Origin of the sequence: Actinomadura citrea, assembly GCF_013409045.1 — a bacterium.
In the GTDB taxonomy this organism is placed as follows: Bacteria; Actinomycetota; Actinomycetes; order Streptosporangiales; family Streptosporangiaceae; genus Spirillospora; species Spirillospora citrea.
Window position 1 is genome coordinate 1,872,063 of record NZ_JACCBT010000001.1, and the last position, 17,791, is coordinate 1,889,853.

Consider the following 17,791-nt stretch of genomic DNA (forward strand, 5'->3'; position numbering starts at 1 on the left):
GCCGCCCGCCGGTCCAACGCAGCAAGGAGGTCGAGATGGTCCCACTCGTCGCGTTCTGGCGGGAGGAGCTTTCCGGCGCGCCCGAGGTCCTGACGCTTCCGACCGATCGACCCCGTCATGCGGCGTCCCGTCGAACCGGGCGGCTCCCCGTCGAGGTGCCCGGGGAGACCCTTTCCTCCTTGAGGGAACTGGCCGCCGCTGAGCGGACGACGCCTCTCGTCCCGCTGCTGGCGGCCTTCTCCGTCGTCGTGGCGCGATGGTCCGGTCTCACGGACATCGTGGTGGGTTCGCCGATGCCGACGCGCGCGGACCTCTCGGGCCGCCCGTCGTTCCGCGAGGTGGTGGGGCGGCTGCGGCGGACGTGCGAACGGGTGGACGCGCACAGTGATCTCCCCTTCGAGTCCCTGGTGGAGGCGTTGGCGCTGCCGCCGGACCCGGCCCACCACCCCGTGTTCCAGGTGGCGCTCACGCTGGACGACGAAGTGCTGGACGCCCCGGTGGCGCCGGCCAGGGGTCCTGCCGGGACGTCCCTGGACCTGGCTGTGCGATTCACGGAGCGCGAGAACGCTCTCAGCGGCGCGTTGGACTACGACACGGGCCTCTTCGACAGGGATACGGCGCAGCGGCTGGCCGGCAGCCTGCGCACGTTGCTGGCCGCGGCCGCGGCCGACCCCGACCGGCCGGTGGCCGCCCTGCCGCTGCTGACGGCGTCCGAACGCCGGACGCTGGCCGGCTGGGCCGACGGTGGGCCGGCCCCGGTGACCGTGGACCGGCCGGAAGACTGCCTGCCGGCGTTGTTCGAAGCGCAGGCGGCCCGCACCCCGGAGGCCATCGCCGTCAGCAGCGGCTCCGAACGGGTCAGCTACGCGGAACTCAACGCGCGCGCCAACCGGCTGGCGCACCGGCTGCGCGAACACCGGTCGCTCGGGCCGGGGCCCGGGGCCGAGATGTTCGTCGGTCTCATGGCCCGGCGGGGTCCCGACTTCATCGCGGGGATGCTCGCCACGCTCAAGGCAGGGGGCGCGTTCGTCCCGCTCAGCCCGGCCCAGCCTGCCGACCGGCTGCGCTACATCATCGCCCAGAGCGGCTGCGGCGTGGTGCTGGGCGACGCGGCGGGCCGCGAGGCCCTCACCGGCGCGATGGCGGCGGCGCCGCAGGACCGGCGCCCCGTCTGGATCGACATCGACCCGCGGGCCCATCTCGACCGGCCCGCCGGGGATCCGCCGGCCCGCTGCCTCCCCGACGCGGTGGCCTACGTCATGTTCACCTCCGGCACCACCGGCGCGCCGAAGGGGGCCGGCGTCCTGCACCGCGGCCTGCTCAACCACATGACCGCCAAGATCAGCGATCTGGGCATGGGACCGGCGGACGTGCTCGCCCAGAACGGGCCGGCCACCTTCGACGTGGTGGTGTGGCAGTGCCTCACCCCGCTGACGATCGGCGGCCGGGTGCACGTGGTGCCCGATGAGGCCCTGGAGGATCCCGAACGGCTCGCCGAAGAGGTGCGGAGCGGCGGGGTGAGCGTGCTCCAGGCCGTGCCCGCGGCGATCAGCATGATGCTCGCCGGTCCCGCCGCGTCGCGGCTGGCGGGACTGCGCTGGCTGGTGCCCACGGGCGACGCGCTGCCCGGCGATCTCGTGCGCCGGTGGCTCGACCTCCATCCCGCCGTCCCGCTGCTCAACACCTACGGCCTCACCGAGTGCAGCGACGACCAGTGCCACGCCGTGATCGACGCGCCGCCGGACGGCACGTCCGGCCCGATCGCGACCATCGGCAGGCCGGTGCCGGGGATGCGGGCCTACGTGGTCGACCGCGAGATGCAGCCGGTGCCCGCCGGAGTCGTCGGCGAGCTCTACCTCGGCGGCACCGGGATCGGCCGGGGGTACGCGGGGCGCCCGGGGCTGACCGCGGAGCGGTTCGTGCCGGACCCGTTCCAGCGCGGAGGCGGCCGGCTGTACCGGACGGGTGATCTCGTGCGGTGGGCGCGGAACGGCACCCTGGACTTCGTCGGCAGAGCCGACTTCCAGGTGAAGATACGCGGGTTCCGCGTCGAACCCGGCGAGATCGAGGCCGCGCTGACCCGCCATCCCGGGGTCCGCGAAGCGGTCGTGACGGTCCGGGAGGACCACGGCCCCGACTCGCGGCGGCTGGTGGGCTATCTGGTGCCCGCGGAGGCGGAGCGGCCTCGTCCGGAGGAACTGCGGGGGTTCGCGGCATCCCGGTTGCCCGACTACATGGTCCCGGCGGCGTTCGTGCTGCTGGAGGCGCTTCCGGTGACGGCCAACGGGAAGATCGACCGGCAGGCGCTGCCGATCCCCGAGACGGTGGACGGGCAGCCGCCGGAGGACTCCGTCCCGCCTCGCGACGACATCGAGCGCACGCTGGCCGGACTCTGGGCCGAGGTACTACGGACCGATCGCTTCGGGGTGTTCGACAACTTCTTCGCGCTGAGCGGCAACTCGATCCTCGCGGTACGGCTGCTGACCCGGGTGCAGGACGTCTTCGGCGTCGACCTGGGAATCGCCGAACTGTTCGAGGAGGCGACCGTCGCCGGCGCCGCGAGCGCCGTTCGGGAGGCGCTCGGACGGCACGAGGCCACCGTCGCGACCCCGGAGCTGCGCCGGGAGCCACGCGACGGCGGGCCCCTTCCGGCGTCGTTCTCCCAGGAACGTCTCTGGGTGCTGGAGCAACTGCAACCCGGTCAGGCCACGTACAACGTCCCCGTGGCCGTGCGGCTGCGCTGTGAGCTGGACACCGCCCGGCTGCGCGTCGCGCTGGCCGAGTTGGCCGGGCGCCACGAGGTTCTGCGCACCTCGGTGACGGTGGTGGACGGACGTCCGTTCCAGACGGTGCACGAGTCCGTCGACGTCGAGCTCAAGGAGATCGAGCTCGACGGATCCGGCCCGCCGGCCCCGAGCGGGGGGTCGGCGGATCCGCTCGCCGGGGCCCGCGACCTGCTGGACGCCGAGGCGCGGCGTCTCTTCGACCTGGGCACGGCACCGCTGTGGCGGGCCTGCCTGATCCGGCTGTCCGAAGGAGACCACGTACTGGGTCTCACCCTGCACCACCTCATCACCGACGGCTGGTCGGGCGGTGTGCTGTTGCGCGATCTGCTCCGTCTCCTCGCCTCCGACACCCTGGCGCCGCTGCCGGTGCAGTTCGCCGACTTCGCCGCCTGGCAGCGCGAGCTGCTGACCAGCGAGCGGCAGGCGGAACTGGTGCGGTTCTGGACGGACGAACTCGCCGGGGCGCCGCAGCTCCTGGAACTACCGACCGATCGCCCGCGCCCGCGTGTTCAGGCGCACCGCGGAGCCCGCCACGACGTGGAGGTGCCTCCGGCCCTGCTCGCCGCGATGCGGAGACTGGGCGCCGCCGAGGGCGCGACGCTGTTCATGACGCTGCTCGCCGGCTTCGCCGCCGTCCTGTCCCGCTGGTCCGGCCAGTCGGACGTCGTGGTCGGCGCCCCGGTCGCCGGCCGGCCGGCCGCCGATGTCGAGGAGCTGGCGGGGTTCTTCGCCAACACCCTGGTGCTGCGCACCGACACCTCCGGACGGCCGTCGTTCCGCCGGTTGCTGGACGGGGTCCGCCGCACCTGCCTGCGCGCCTACGCCCACCAGGAGATGCCTTTCGAACGGCTCGTGGAGGAGTTGGCGCCGCGGCGGAGCATGGCGCACAACCCCCTCTTCCAGGTGATGCTGACCCTGCAGGCCGCGGCGCCGCTGGACGGAACCGCCGGGCAGGCCGAGGAGCTCTTCCCTCCGGACACCGGTACGGCGAAGTTCGACCTGGCGCTCTACCTGGTCGAGGACACCGACCGGTTGCGCGGCGTATTCGAGTACGACGTGGACCTGTTCACGGCGGACACCGTCGAACGGCTCACCGGCCACCTGCTGACGCTGCTGGCCGCCGCGGTGGCCGAGCCGGACCGCCCGGTGGCGACGCTCCCCATGCTCACCGCCGGGGAACACGACCAGATCGCGGAATGGAACCGCACCCGCCGCGCTCATCGGCGCGTGCGCCTGCCGCACCTGGTGGCCGAGCAGGCGGCGGCTTCGCCGCACGCGCTCGCGCTCGGGTTCGGCGAGCGACGGATCACCTATCGCGAGTTCGCCGCCGCGGTCGATCGGCTGGCGGGACGGCTGCGCCGCGCCGGCGTCGGCCCGGAGCGCGTGGTCGGGGTATGCCTGCACCGCGGCGTGGAGCTGGTGGTCGCGGTGCACGCCGTGCTCGCGGCGGGCGGCGCGTACCTCCCCCTGGATCCCGATCACCCGGCCTCCCGCCGACGATTCGCCGTCGAGGACTCGGGCGCCACCGTCGTCCTGACCTCCGACGACCATGCGGACGACCTGACCGGCGCCGGGGCGACGCTGCTGCGCTGGGACGACGGGGACCTCGACACGCCCGTGGAGGCAGGCGCACCGGCGTTCACGGGCGACGGCGCCGAGGCCGGGGACGAACTCGCCTACGTCATCTACACGTCCGGCTCGACGGGCCGCCCGAAAGGCGTCGGCATCAGCCACCGGAGCCTGGTGAACCGGCTGCGCTGGATGCAGGAGGCCTTCCCGCTCGGACCGCAGGACCGCGTCCTGCACAAGACGCCGTTCACGTTCGACGTGTCGGTGTGGGAGCTGTTCTGGCCGCTCACCGCCGGGGCCGGGCTGATCGTCGCCGAGCCGGGCCGGCACCGCGACCCGGACCATCTCCTCGAACTCGTCACGCGTGCGGACGTGCAGACCGTGCACTTCGTGCCGAGCATGCTCAACCCGTTCCTGGATCGGGTGCGGGAACTCGGCCGCCCGGCCTGCCTGCGGCGGGTGATCTGTTCCGGGGAACCCCTGCCGGCGGAGCTCGCGCGACGCTTCGCCGAGGTCCTGCCCGGCGTCGCCCTGCACAACCTGTACGGGCCGACCGAGGCGACGATCGACGTCACCTGGCATCCCTGCGATCCGGCCGAGCGGACCGTCCCGATCGGCCGGCCGGTGAGCAACACGCGAGCCGAGGTGCTCGACGGCGAAGGGCAGCGGGTCCCGGTGGGCGTGCCGGGGGAGCTGTGCCTGGGCGGCGTCCAGGTCGGCCGCGGCTATCTGAACCGGCCGGGGACCACCGCCGAACGGTTCGCCCCCGACCCCTTCACCGGCGACGGCGGGCGCCTCTACCGCACCGGGGACAGGGTCCGCCGGCTGCCGGACGGAGAACTGGAGTTCCTCGGCCGCACCGACTTCCAGGTCAAGGTGCGGGGACTGCGCATCGAGCTCGGCGAGATCGAGGCCGTGCTGGCCGAACACCCCGCCGTCCGCGACGTGGTGGTCACGACCCGGCGGGACGGCGCCGATACGACGCGCCTCGTGGCGCACCTGGTGCCGGCGGGCGACGGCTCGGAGGTCCCCGTCCCCCGCCTGCGGGAGTTCCTGGCCGCCCGGCTGCCGGAGTACATGGTCCCGTCGGCCTTCCAGTGGCTGGCGTCCCTGCCGCTCACCGCCAGCGGGAAGGTGGATCGTGCGGCACTGCCGGCGGCCGAGGTCACCAGGGAGCAGACGGGCGGGCGCTTCGTGCCGCCTCGTGACCGCGCTGAGAAGATCCTGGCCGATGCCTGGACCCGTGTGCTGGCGGTGGACCGGGTCGGCGTGTTCGACAACTTCTTCGAGCTGGGCGGCGACTCGATCCTCAGCATCATGGTCGTCTCCCGGGTCGCCCGGGAGGGGCTGCACATCACGCCGGAGCAGTTCTTCGACAAGCAGACCATCGCGGATCTGGCCCGGCTCGCCCGATGGTCCGGACCGGACCGTCCCGGCGTCCCCGACGCCTCCGGCGACGACCGGTTCCCCGTCACCCGGATCGATGGGGACACGTTCGACTACATCCTCTCCGTCATGCGCGAGCAGGACCGGCTCAGCGAAGGATCATGATGATCGACAACGGTGAAGTGGAAAAGGTCTTCCCGCTCACGGCGATGCAGCAGGGAATGCTGCTGCACAGCGTGGGTGATCCGGCCGCCGGGTTCTACGTCAACCAGATCGTGTTCACGCTGCGCGGTCCGCTGGACGCGTCGCGCCTGCGCGACTCCTGGCAGTGGGTGGCCGACCGGCATCCGGCCCTCCGCACGGCCTTCGTCTGGGAGGGCACCGATGAGCCCCTCCAGGTCGTACGGACCTCCGTCCCGGTGCCCTGGACGGAGCTGGACTGGCGCGCGGTGTCCCACGAGGAGCGGGAGCAGGAGCTGAGCGGGCTGCTGGAGGACGACCGCTCCCGCCCGTTCGAACTCGCCCGCGCCCCGCTGGTGCGCATGGTGCTGGTGCGGCTCACGGACGAGGACTGGTGGCTCGTCCTGACGTTCCACCATCTGCTGCTCGACGGCTGGTCGGTCCAGCTGGTCGTCGACGACGCGTTCACCCGGTACCGGCGGGCGGACGCCGACGGCACGGAGGAGGCCGCACCGGGCCCGCCGCACTGGGAGTACGTGGCATGGCTGCACGGGCAGGACCCTGCCGCGGCGGAGCGGCACTGGCGGGAGCATCTGGCCGGGTTCCGCGAACCCACGCCGCTGTCCGTCGGCCATCCGGCGGCGCGGGGCGAGCCCGGCTTCGGCGAGATCACCGATGTCCTGCCGGACGAGTTGCGGGCCCGGCTGGAGGACCTGGCCAAGCGCCGGCACCTCACCCTGGGCACGGTCGTCCACGGGGCGTGGGCGCTGCTGCTCAGCCGGTACAGCGGGCAGCGCGACGTGGTGTTCGGCTCGGTCGTGTCCACCCGCCCGCCGCAGGTGCCGGACGTCGAGCGGATGGTGGGCCTGCTCAGCGCCACCCTGCCGATCCGGGTCCGCGTCGACGAGTCCGCACCGCTCCTGCAGTGGCTGGCCACTCTGCAGAAGGACCTGGCCGCCGGCCGGCGATACGACTACAGTCCCCTCGCCCAGGTGCAGCGCTGGAGCGATGTCCCCGGTGGGACCGCACTGTTCGACAGCATCGTCGCCTATGAGAACTACCCGGTGCGCACCGGATGGCTCGGCGCCGACGAGGACCTCCGCGTCACCGGCGTCCGAGCTCACGAACGGCCCCACTACCCCGTGACGCTCGTCGTGGCGGGGACCGATGATCTGGAGGTGCGCCTTCACCATGACCGGCGGCGCCTGTCCGATCCGGCGGCGGAGCGGCTGCTCGGACACCTCCGCACGCTCCTCACCGGCATCGCGGACGGCCTCGCCGACGACCAGGACCGCCCGGTCGGGGGACTGCGGCACCTCACCTCCGCCGAAGGAGACCGGCTGCTGCGCGACTGGGCCGATGGAGGCGAGCCCGACCTTCTCGGCCCCACCGTCCCCGAACTCCTCGACGAACAGGCCCGCCGGCGCCCCGACGCGCTCGCGGTGATCTGCGGAGAGCAGCGCCTGACCTACCGCCAATTCGACGTGCGCATCAACCGGCTGGCGCACCATCTCCGCGCCGCGGGCGTGGGCCCCGACGTGCCGGTCGCCGTGTGTCTGGAACGCTCGGTCGAACTGCTGGTGGCGCTGCTGGCCGTGGTGAAGGCGGGCGGCTGCTACGTGCCCCTGGATCCGGAGTACCCGGAGGCCCGCATCGCCTCCCTGATCGCCGACACCGGTGTGCGGCTCGTCCTGACAGGGGGTACCGCCGCCGACCGGTTGCCGCGAGCCGGCGCGGCGCGGGTGATGAGGCTGGAGGCCGAGGCGGAAGAGATCGGCCGCGCACCGGCCACCCCGCCAGAGCCGGGTGTGTCCTCGGACAACCTGCTGTACATCATCTGCACCTCGGGCTCGACCGGCCGCCCGAAGGGGGTCATGACCACCCACCGGGGGGTCCTCAACCATCTGGGCTGGATGCAGCGCACGTTCCCGATCGGGCCCGGCGACCGGATCGCGCAGCGCACCTCGGTCGGATTCGACGCGTCGGTCTGGGAGGTCTTCTGGCCGTTCCTGACCGGCGCCGCTCTGGTGGTGCCGGACACCGACGCCAAGGACCCCGAGCGCCTGGCCCAGGTGATGGACGAGCACAAGGTGACCGTCGTGTCCTACGTGCCGTCGCTGCTCAACACCGTGCTCGCCGACCCTCGGCGCCGCCTCGGCCACCATCTGAGGCTCGTCCTGATCGCCGGTGAGGCCCTGCCGGCCGGCCTGGTCAACGCCTTCCGCGAGGTCTGCCACGCCGAGGCCGCCAACGTCTACGGCCCCACCGAGACATCGGTGTCGTGCGTGATCTGGCCCGTGCCGGACCGGTCCGACGTCACCCGGGTGCCCATCGGCCGGCCGCTCACCGGAACACGGGGCTACGTGCTCGATCCAGAGCTGCGCCCGGTGCCCGCGGGCGTCCCGGGCGAACTGTACGTCGGCGGCTCGGGAGTGGCCCGGGGCTATCTGGCGCGGCCCGGAATGACCGCCGAACGGTTCGTGCCGGACCCGTTCGGCACCGGCGGCGGCCGGCTGTACCGGACAGGAGACCTCGTCCGCTGGATGCCCGACGGATGCCTGGAGTTCGTCGGCCGGGCCGACCACCAGGTCAAGGTCCGCGGGTTCCGCATCGAGCTGGGGGAGATCGAGGCGGTGCTCTCCGGCCATCCCGCGGTCCGCGACGTGGTGGTGACGACCCAGGACCAGGAGGACACCTCCTCACGGCGGCTGGTGGCCTACGTGCTGCCGGCGCGGGGCGCCGAACCGGTGCCGGTCTCGGAGCTGCGCGACCACCTCGCCGCGCGGCTGCCCGACTACATGGTCCCGGCCGTGTTCGTCTGGCTGGACGCCCTTCCCCTGACCGCGAACGGCAAGGTGGACCGGGCGATGCTGCCGGCTCCCGACGGAGTCCGTCCCGAGCTGGCGCAGGAGTTCGTCCCGCCGCGCGACCCCGCCGAGAAGACCCTCGGCGCGATATGGGCCGACGTGCTCGGCGTGGACCGGGTCGGCGCGCTGGACAACTTCTTCGAACTCGGCGGCGACTCGATCCTCAGCATCATGGTGGTCTCCCGGGCCGCTCAGGAGGGGCTGCGGATCACGCCGCGGCAGTTCTTCGACAAGCAGACCGTCCGCGAACTCGCCGCCGTGGCCGAGCCCATGACCCGCCCCATCGGCGTGCGGCACGCCCGGAAGGGATCGGCCGCCGACGCCCGCGACCTGCCCCTCACGCCCGTCCAGCACTGGTTCTTCGAGCAGGGGCTCACCCGTCCGGGGCACTGGAACCAGGGATGGCTGTTCGCGCTGGACGCCGACGCCGACTGCGCCCGGATCGCCGGGCACCTCCGGGACGTGGTCGCCGCCCTCGGCGACCGGCACGAGGCCCTTCGCCTGCGCTTCGACCGGAGCGGCCCGCACGGCCGATGGCACGCCGAGGCGCGGGCCGTGGACCGCGCCGCGACCGACGAGTCGGTCACCCTGGTCGACGTGGCCGAGAGCGACGACTGGGACGCGGCGCTGGGCGCGGCGCTTGCGGCGGCCGCCGAGTTCGACCTGGGCAGACCGCCCCTGCTGCGGGTGCTGGTGATCGACGGCGGCCGGCCGGACCGGCGCCGGCTGGCTCTGCTGGCCCATCACCTGGTCATCGACGGAGTGTCCTGGCGCGTCCTCCTGGAGGATCTCCACACGGCATTCCGGCAGGCCGCCACCGGGGCGCCGGTTCGCCTGCCGTCCGCGACCACGCCGATCTCCGCCTGGGCGCGGGCCCTGCGCGAGCTGGCGCACGCCCCCGAGACAGAGGCCGACCTGGACTTCTGGCTCTCCCAGACGTCGGCGGACCCTGCCGGTCCGGAGCCTGACCTGCCGCAGCCACCGGAGCACGCCCGCGAGGAGGACACGGCGCGCACCACGGTCGGCCTGGACGTGGAGCAGACCCGGCTGCTGCTGCGCGAAGTTCCGCGGGCCTACCGAACCCATATCGACGACGTGCTGCTCACCGCGCTGACGCGGGCGCTGACCCGGTCGACGGCGTCGAATCACGTGTCGCTGTGGCTTGAGGGCCACGGCAGGGAACAGCATCTGGTCGACGGAGCAGACCTGTCCCGCACCCTGGGCTGGTTCACCTCCATCGCCCCGGTGACGCTCAGCCTGCCCCCGGGCGACGATCCCGGAACGGCTCTCAAGGCGGTCAAAGAGCAGTTGCGCGCGGTGCCGCATCACGGGTTGAGCTACGGTCTGCTGCGCTATCTGCATTCGGCGCACGCATCGACCCTCGCGGCACGGCCGGCGCCACGCGTCGGCTTCAACTACCTGGGCCAGTTCGACACCGCCATCGCCGGTGACCACACGGAACCAGGCGCCCATGACGGACCGGCGCTGCGGCTGCGGCGGGCGCCTGAATCGCCGCCGCCCGCGTTCCACCCGGAGAACGCGCGCCCGCACCTGCTCGACATCGATGCGATCACCATCGACGGGCACCTGGACATCACCTTCTCCTACAGCACGGCGCACTACAGCGACCAGGCGGTCGAGCGCCTCGCCGAGGAGACCATCGCCGGCCTCCGCGAACTGATCTCGCACTGCACCCGGCCGGAGGCCGGGGGCTACACGCCCTCCGATTTCCCCGAGTCGGGACTCGACCAGGACCGGCTGGACACGCTGTTGACCGCGTTGACCGAAGACCGCTGACCGAGGAGCGTTGACCGACATCATGGCCATGGGGTGACCGCCCCGAATGCTCAAAGAATCCATCGTCTGAAGGAACCGTTGTATGGCGCATGCGAGTGCCGAGCCTTCGAGTACCGGGAACGCGGACGGCACCGTGGGATCGAACGCCGCAAGAACCCTTCGCACCTACCTGGGGCCGCACCGGGCCGTAGCCGCCGTGCTCGCGGTGACGACACTGGTCTACACGGCGCTCCAGGTGGCCAACCCGCAGTTGCTGGGGAGGTTCATCGACGGTGTCCGCTCCGGTGCCCCGCTGTCGAATCTGCTGGGGCTCGGCGCGATCTACCTGTCGGTCGCGGTGGTGGCGCAGGTGATCTGGATCGTCGCCGAATACCGGGGCGCCCGGGTGGCCTGGAGCGCGACGAACGAGTTGCGCGCCGATCTGACCGAGCACTGCCTCCGGCTGGACATGTCCTTCTATGAGCGGCACGCCCCCGGAGAGTTGATCGACCGGATCGACGGAGACGTGAGCAAGCTGGCCAACTATTTCTCGCAGATGTTCCTGCTGGTCCTGTCCAACGTGCTGCTGGTGGTCGGGATCGGGGTCGCGCTGTTCGTCCAGGACTGGCGGATCGGACTGGTGTACGCGCCGTTCGTCACCGCCTCCTTCTTCTTGCTGCGGAGACTGGTCGGCACCGCCGTGCCGGCGATGGCGGCCCAGCGGGAGGCCAACGCGAAACTGCTCGGGTTCTTCGAGGAACGCCTGAACGGACTTCCCGATCTGCGGGCCAACGGAGCCGAAGAACACACCGTGCACGGCTTCTGGACCTACGCCGGAACGCTGTTCTGGGCCAGTCGCCGCGCCGCGCTGCTGGGGGTGCGCTGGCCCGCGGCCGCGCAGTCACTGGCGTCGGCGGGGTTCGTCATGGCCCTCGGGGCCGGCGTATGGCTCTACACGTCCGGCCAGATCACCCTCGGCGCCGCCTACACCCTGGTCGTCTACGCGGTCATGGTGCAGACCCCCATGCTGGTGATCACCTCGCAGTTTCATGATCTCGAAGCCGCCCTGGGGGCGCTGCGGCGCATCCACGGCCTGCTCGACGAGCACAGCGTGGTCCGCACCGGCGAAGCCACCCTGCCCGCGGGGGCGCCCGCCGTGGAATTCGAGCGCGTCTCGTTCAGCTACAGGCCCGAAGAAGATGCGCTCCGCGATATCTCCCTGCGCCTCCGGCCGAAGACCCGGCTGGCCATAGTCGGCCGTACAGGCAGCGGAAAGAGCACCCTGATACGCCTGTTGTTCCGATTCGCCGACCCCACCCAGGGGACGGTCCGGTTCGACGGCCGCGACGTGCGGGAGATCTCGGTGGCCTCACTGCGCGACCAGGTCGGCCTGGTCACGCAGGAGGTCCAGTTGTTCGCCGCCACGGTCCGCGACAACGTCACGCTCTTCGATGACACGGTCGACGACGCCCGGGTGCGCGAGGCGCTCGCGGAGGTGGGGCTGCGGCAGTGGCTGGAGAGCCTGCCCGCGGGGCTGGACACCCTCCTCGGCCCGGGCGACACCGGGCTGTCGGCCGGCCAGGAGCAGTTGCTGGCCTTCGCCCGCGTCCTGATCCAGGACCCCGGCCTGGTGCTCCTGGACGAGGCCACGTCGCGACTGGACCCGGCGAGCCTGCGGGTCTTCGAGACGGCCATGGAACGCCTGCTCGCCGGACGCACCGCGATCATCGTGGCGCACCGGCTCGAAACCCTCGGCACCGTCGACGAGGTGCTCCTGCTCAGCGATGGCCGCGTCGCCGAGCACGGCCCACGGGACCGGCTGGTCGCGGATCCGTCCTCGCGGTTCTCCCGCCTGCTCGCCGCCAACGAGGCACTGGCATGAGGGCACCGCGGACACGCCGGTCGGAGCCGCCGCCCGCGCCCCCCCGGGGACGTTCCGTCCGGCGGGCGCTGCTGATCCCGCTGTTGTCCCGTTCGGCGCCCACCTACCTCGGCCTGACCGGACTGTGGATCCTGCTGCGGGGCGCGCTCCTGGCCACCGGACTGTTGCTCCAGATGGTCTTCGACACCCTCAGCGGCACCGATCCGGCCGGCACGTCGGCCTGGTCGCTCATCGCCCTGGTGGCGGCCGCGGAGGCCACCAAGGTGACCGTGTGGTACGGCGTGATCCTCAGCCGGGTCGAACCGCACTTCACCTACCGGATCCGCGCGGCCCTGCAGGTCAACGCGCTGCGCGCGATCCTGCGCAAACCCGCCGGGCGAGCGCTGGACCGCACCGGCGGCGACGCCGTCAGCCGGTTCGGCGCCGACACCGACGAGGTCGGCGTCTTCGCGATCTGGTCGGCGTCCAACCTCTCCCGGTTGATCATCGCCGTGGCGGCGTTGATCATCATGCTCGGTATCGACGCCGTCGTGACCTTGGGGCTCGTCGTCCCGGTGGTGGTCATGGTGCTGGCGAGCCGGGCGCTGGCAAGGCCGCTGCGCGAATGCCAGAACGCCGGTCGCCGGGCGGCCGCGGAGGTGAGCAGCGTCGTCGGGGAGGCGGTCGGCGGGGTTCAGGCGATCAAGGTCGGACGTGCCGAGGAACGGTTCGTCGCGCGGCTGCGGCAGGCCAACGCCGTCAGGCTGCGTCTCGCCGCCCGCGAGGTGCTCCTGACCACCGTGCAGACGTCCCTGTTCAACGGCACGGCCGCGCTCGGCACCGGGTTCGTGCTGCTGCTGGCCGCGGCGCGCATGCGCGGCGGCGAGTTCACCGTGGGCGACCTGGCGCTCTTCGTCTTCTACATCCAGTTCATCACCGAGGCGGTGACCGCGCTGGGCATGTTCTTCGCCCGGTTCCAGAAGGCCGAACTCTCCACGCGCCGGGTGGCCGAACTCGCCGACGACGAATCAGCGGTGATCGCCCGCACGCGGACCCACCTGCGGCGCGAGCCGCCGCGGCCGGCACCCCGCGAAGACCGTTCCGCGCCGCTGCGCCTGCTGGAGGCCCGTGGCCTCACCTCGCGCTACCCGGGGACCTCACGCGGCGTCCGCGACATCGATCTCCACCTGCCCGCCGGCACGGTCACGGTCGTGACCGGCAGGGTCGGATCCGGCAAGAGCACCCTCCTGCAAGTGCTCCTCGGGCTGCTCCCCGCCGAGCGCGGCACGGTCCTCTGGAACGGCGTGCCCGTCGACCATCCCGAGACGTTCCTGACCCCGCCGCGGTCGAGTTTCGTGCCGCAGGTCCCCCGGCTGTTCAGCGGCACGATCCGGGAGAACATCACGCTCGGTGCCCCCTCCTCGCCGACGGAGGTGGCCGAGGCGGTGCGCCTCGCCGTGCTCGAAGACGACATCGCCGGTCTGGACAAGGGCCTCGACACCGTGATCGGGCCGCGAGGTCTGCGCCTGTCCGGGGGCCAGAGGCAGCGGATCGCCGCCGCCCGGATGGCCGTGCGCCGTACCGACCTGATGGTCTTCGACGACCTGTCCAACGCGCTGGACGTCACCACCGAGCGCCGGTTGTGGGACCGGCTTCTGGACCACGGCGGCGCCACGATCCTGGCCGTTTCGCACCGGCCGTCCATCCTCCGCCGGGCCGATCAGATCGTGGTGCTCGTCGACGGTGAGATGTCCGCCGTCGGCACCTTGGACGAACTGCTGGAGACCTGCACGGAAATGCACCACCTGTGGGACGCCGACGAATCCCTTCCGGGGGATGCGCATGCCGGCCGGGTGGAGCACGACTGAACGGCATGGAATTTCTGGAGAACGCGAGAGGAGAGGGAAATGTTCGATGACGACGACGAGCGGACCTACCGGGTCGTGACCAACCACGAGGAGCAGTACTCGATCTGGCCGGAGGACCGGGAGATCCCGGCGGGGTGGCGCGCGGAGGGCACCCGGGGAACCAAGCCTGAGTGCCTGGCCCACATCGACCAGGTGTGGACGGACATGCGGCCACTGAGCCTGCGCAGGCAGATGGATTCCCAGGCGGTCCCCGGCTCTTCTTGATCCCGCTCAGACCACCGTAGGCCCGGGGACCGCCCTGAGGGGCCGTCCCCGGGGCCCCGCACCGAGAGGAACAGTGTGACCAGGCCCTACGAGCTCGTCGTCCTGTCAGCCTCATCCAGTGACGAACTTGCCGCGGCCGCACGCGGGCTGGCTCGGTTCCTGGCCGGCAGGCCGAGCCTTCCGCTCGCCGCGGTGGCGGGATCCCTGGTCCATGACCGGCCGCGGCTACCGCACCGCCTGGCACTGGTGGCGCGCGACTGCGCCGACGCGGCGCGGCGGCTCCAGGCCCCGGCCGCCCGCGAGACGCACATCGGACACGCGACGACGGCCGAGCGTCCCCTCGCCTTTCTTTTCCCCGGGGTCGGTGACCACTATGCCGGGATGGCGGCCGGCCTTTACCGGAGCGAACCCCTTTTCCGTAGCGCGCTCGACCACTGCGCCGAGGTCCTCATAAACCAGCTCGGCCGGGATCTGCGTGAAATCCTCTATCCGGAGAACGGCGAGGCCGCGCCGCCGGCGGACGGGCCGCACGGCAGACTCGACCTGGCCCGGCTGCTCGGCCGGGACGAACGGTCCGGCGAGCTGGACCGGACCGCGACGGCCCAGCCCCTGGTCTTCGCCGTCGAGTACGCGCTGGCCAGGTTCCTGATGGGTGCGGGAATCCGTCCCACGGCATTGGCCGGCTACAGCCTGGGGGAATACGTCGCCGCGTGTGCGGCGGAGGTGCTGGCACCGGAGGACGCGCTGGAACTGGTGGCGCGCCGGGCGAAGCTGATCGAGACCGCACCCGAGGGTGCGATGGTCGCGGTGATGCTCGGCGCCGACCACCTCGCCGACCACCTCGACGGTGAGCTGTCGCTGTCGGCGGCCGATGGTCCGCGGCTCTCGGTGGTCGGCGGCCGGATCACGGCGGTGGAACGCCTTGAAAGGCGGCTCGCGGCCGAGGGCGTGGCCAGCCTGCGGCTGCCCACCCGGCACGCCTTCCACACGGCGATGCTCGAGCCGTTCGAGGAGGGGATGCGTGAACTGGCCGCCGGGTTCCCGCTGCGTCCGCCCACCATCCCGCTGCTGTCGAATGTCACCGGAACGTGGCTGACCGAGGTCCAGGCGACCAGCCCCGAATACTGGGCACAGCACATGTCCCGGACCGTCCGCTTCGAGGACGAACTGGCCGAGCTCTGGCGTCTGCCGGCACCGATACTGGTGGAGGTCGGTGCGGGCCGAACGCTCGGCACGCTGGTCCAGCAACATCCCGGCCGACGACCGGACGGCACGATTCTGAGCACCCTTCCCACAACGGCGGCCCGCGATTCGGACGTGGCCGGCGTGCTGACGGCGTTGGGCCGCCTGTGGGTGGAGGGTGTGGACGTGAATTGGCCGGCCCTGTTCCCTGACGGGCCGAGAGAGCGCCTGCCACACTTCGTGTTCGAAGGTGACCAGACGGAAACGAAGCGCTGATTCTCATGACCGGATGGCGAATCGAAGGTCCGGCGATGAATGCGGTGGACGACGGTGCCGCGCCGGCCCACGCGCTCCGCGGTCCGGTGGTCGGGCCGACCGCCTCGGCGGTGTGACGGGCGTCCACCGCCGGACGGGTCGGCTGTGAATCCGCGGACCGAGCGGATCGAGACGGCACGGATCGGCGTGAGCGGACCGTGATTCGTGCCGGAGGTTGATCTACCTGCAGTTATTCGATGGCCAGGAAGAGTCGTCTCATTTATTGCTCGGGAGCCTTGAATAACTGGCGCACCTCATAGATCATTGGATGCGGAACAATCTGAAACCCCTGCAGAAAACACCTTCCTCACGAGTTCCCTTACGGAAACTTACTCTTCTCTGACGTGGCCCGGATGAGGTTCGCCCGGCACGCGCGAAGAGCAGAAGCCCGCAATCGTTGGGGGTGAAGTGATCCGTCTTGGCATCATCGATCCACGACCTGTCATCCTGCACGGACTACGATATGTGTTCAATAAAGCGCAAGAAGTGACAATTGAGGTTTCTCAATCGAACACGAACGGCGTACCGTCGAACACGCTCGACGTCGTCCTTCTGGGATTCTGTCCGTCCGACGGCGTCGCGCGCGGACGGCAGATCACGGAGTTGTCCCACAAGACCTCGGTCCTCATTCTGAGCTGGGCTCGCGGGCCCGAGGAAAGGGAGGAGGCCGTGCGGTGCTTACGCGCCGGAGCCCGCGGCGTCCTGCACCCTGATGCTCCGGTCAACACCCTCCTGGACGCCGTCCGAACGGCGGCGGCGGGACGGATGGTGATTCCGAACGAGGTGTCGTCGTTCCTGGAGACTCCGGCGGCGACCGACCAGCTGTCACTTCGCGAACAACAGGTCCTCGACTGCATCGCGAACGGATACACGCACGGCCAGATCGCCCGGCATCTCGGGATCAGCCGTCACACGGTGGACACCTACGTCAAGCGCATACGCGGCAAGCTCAACCTCGGAAACAAGGCGGAGCTGACCAGGGCCGCAGTTCAGGCGGTCTCCGGCTTTGGAATTCGGCACGCCCAGTAGAACGAGGAGGTGAGGATGGGCGAGTAACCCCATCCTTCCCTTGTACCTTCCGGACAGGCGCCAGGCCGGTCGCCGATGCCGATTCCCCGCCCATTGCCCCGGCCCGGCGTCCGTCAGCCCTGTTGGAAGGTCAGGTAGCCGGCGGGGACGAGGCGGGGCGGGTTGGCCGCCTGGGTGGCGCCGGGTTCGATGACGCGGAACATGTCGAAGAGGATGATCGGCACCTCGCGACCCAGCACCTTCTGGACGAGGCCCGTGGAGTGCAGGTGCCGCGCGGCGTCGATGCAGAGGTCGTCGAAGTGGGCGCAGAGCCGTTCGTCCTGCTCGTCCTGCTCGGCTTCCGCGTCTTCGTCCGGCTCGTACCAGAGGCCGAGGCGCTTCACCTCGTCCAGGTAGAGGGCGGTGCCCTCGGGGTCGGCGGGGTGGTGTCCCGCCGGCCCGGACTCCTCCAGGAGCATGCAGGCGTAGTTCCAGCGCACCTCCAGCGGGTCCGCGGAGGAGCCTTCGAGGTTCTGCCGGACGTTGCTCTCGGTGTTGTAGCCGATCGCCATGTACGGGTCGTAGGGGTAGTCCCAGAGTTCGTGGACGGTCGAGAACTCGCCGTGCGAGATCCGGAGCGAGATGACGTAGATGTCGGGGAGGAGTGCCTCGGGGAACGAGCGCAGGGCGTCTTCGGCGGCCCGGCGCATGTGCTGCTGGAGGGTCATC

The 17,791-nt window shown here is 71.4% G+C and carries 8 protein-coding genes; 7 read left to right on the forward strand and 1 reads right to left on the reverse strand.

Going from position 1 to position 17,791, the window contains the following annotated elements; all coding sequences use genetic code 11:
• The first annotated feature begins 35 nt into the window (after positions 1–35).
• The 7 genes from BJ999_RS08875 to BJ999_RS43465 all read left to right on the forward strand — a co-directional run bounded on the left by BJ999_RS08875 (position 36) and on the right by BJ999_RS43465 (position 17,083).
• Positions 36–5,906, forward strand: coding sequence for a non-ribosomal peptide synthetase (locus tag BJ999_RS08875; protein WP_179832846.1), 5,871 nt, complete (start codon positions 36–38; stop codon positions 5,904–5,906).
• On the forward strand, positions 5,903–10,585 hold the full coding sequence (locus tag BJ999_RS08880; protein ID WP_179832847.1) for a non-ribosomal peptide synthetase: 4,683 nt from the start codon (positions 5,903–5,905) through the stop codon (positions 10,583–10,585). Before BJ999_RS08875 ends, BJ999_RS08880 begins: the two co-directional genes overlap by 4 nt.
• 82 nt (positions 10,586–10,667) lie before the next feature.
• A complete protein-coding gene (locus BJ999_RS08885) occupies positions 10,668–12,446 on the forward strand; it encodes an ABC transporter ATP-binding protein (RefSeq protein WP_179832848.1) in 1,779 nt (592 codons plus the stop codon).
• Positions 12,443–14,293 carry an ABC transporter ATP-binding protein gene (locus BJ999_RS08890; RefSeq protein ID WP_179832849.1) on the forward strand — a complete coding sequence of 617 codons (1,851 nt, stop codon included), beginning with the start codon at positions 12,443–12,445 and terminating at the stop codon, positions 14,291–14,293. The genes BJ999_RS08885 and BJ999_RS08890 overlap by 4 nt, the downstream gene beginning before the upstream one ends.
• A gap of 39 nt (positions 14,294–14,332) precedes the next feature.
• Complete coding sequence (locus BJ999_RS08895) at positions 14,333–14,557, forward strand: MbtH family protein (protein WP_179832850.1); 225 nt, start codon at positions 14,333–14,335, stop codon at positions 14,555–14,557.
• A 75-nt stretch (positions 14,558–14,632) separates the two neighbouring features.
• Positions 14,633–16,015 (forward strand): acyltransferase domain-containing protein, encoded by a 1,383-nt coding sequence (locus BJ999_RS08900; RefSeq protein WP_179832851.1) that lies wholly within the window; start codon positions 14,633–14,635, stop codon positions 16,013–16,015.
• A 447-nt stretch (positions 16,016–16,462) separates the two neighbouring features.
• Entirely contained in the window at positions 16,463–17,083 is a 621-nt protein-coding gene (locus BJ999_RS43465; RefSeq protein ID WP_179832852.1) for a response regulator transcription factor, read from the forward strand.
• A gap of 113 nt (positions 17,084–17,196) precedes the next feature.
• Here the strand turns inward: BJ999_RS43465 and BJ999_RS08910 are convergent, their stop codons facing one another.
• The gene (locus BJ999_RS08910) at positions 17,197–17,790 is read right to left on the reverse strand and encodes a hypothetical protein (RefSeq protein WP_179831319.1); all 594 of its coding nucleotides are present in this window, start codon (positions 17,788–17,790) and stop codon (positions 17,197–17,199) included.
• Position 17,791 lies beyond the last annotated feature (1 nt).

Excerpts from the sequence above, each read along its gene's own strand:
- BJ999_RS08875 (WP_179832846.1), top strand. The coding sequence starts at position 36 with ATGGTCCCACTCGTCGCGTTCTGGCGGGAGGAGCTTTCCGGCGCGCCC.
- BJ999_RS08880 (WP_179832847.1), top strand. The coding sequence starts at position 5,903 with ATGATGATCGACAACGGTGAAGTGGAAAAGGTCTTCCCGCTCACGGCG.
- BJ999_RS08885 (WP_179832848.1), top strand. The coding sequence starts at position 10,668 with ATGGCGCATGCGAGTGCCGAGCCTTCGAGTACCGGGAACGCGGACGGC.
- BJ999_RS08890 (WP_179832849.1), top strand. The coding sequence starts at position 12,443 with ATGAGGGCACCGCGGACACGCCGGTCGGAGCCGCCGCCCGCGCCCCCC.
- BJ999_RS08895 (WP_179832850.1), top strand. The coding sequence starts at position 14,333 with ATGTTCGATGACGACGACGAGCGGACCTACCGGGTCGTGACCAACCAC.
- BJ999_RS08910 (WP_179831319.1), bottom strand. The coding sequence starts at position 17,790 with ATGACCCTCCAGCAGCACATGCGCCGGGCCGCCGAAGACGCCCTGCGC.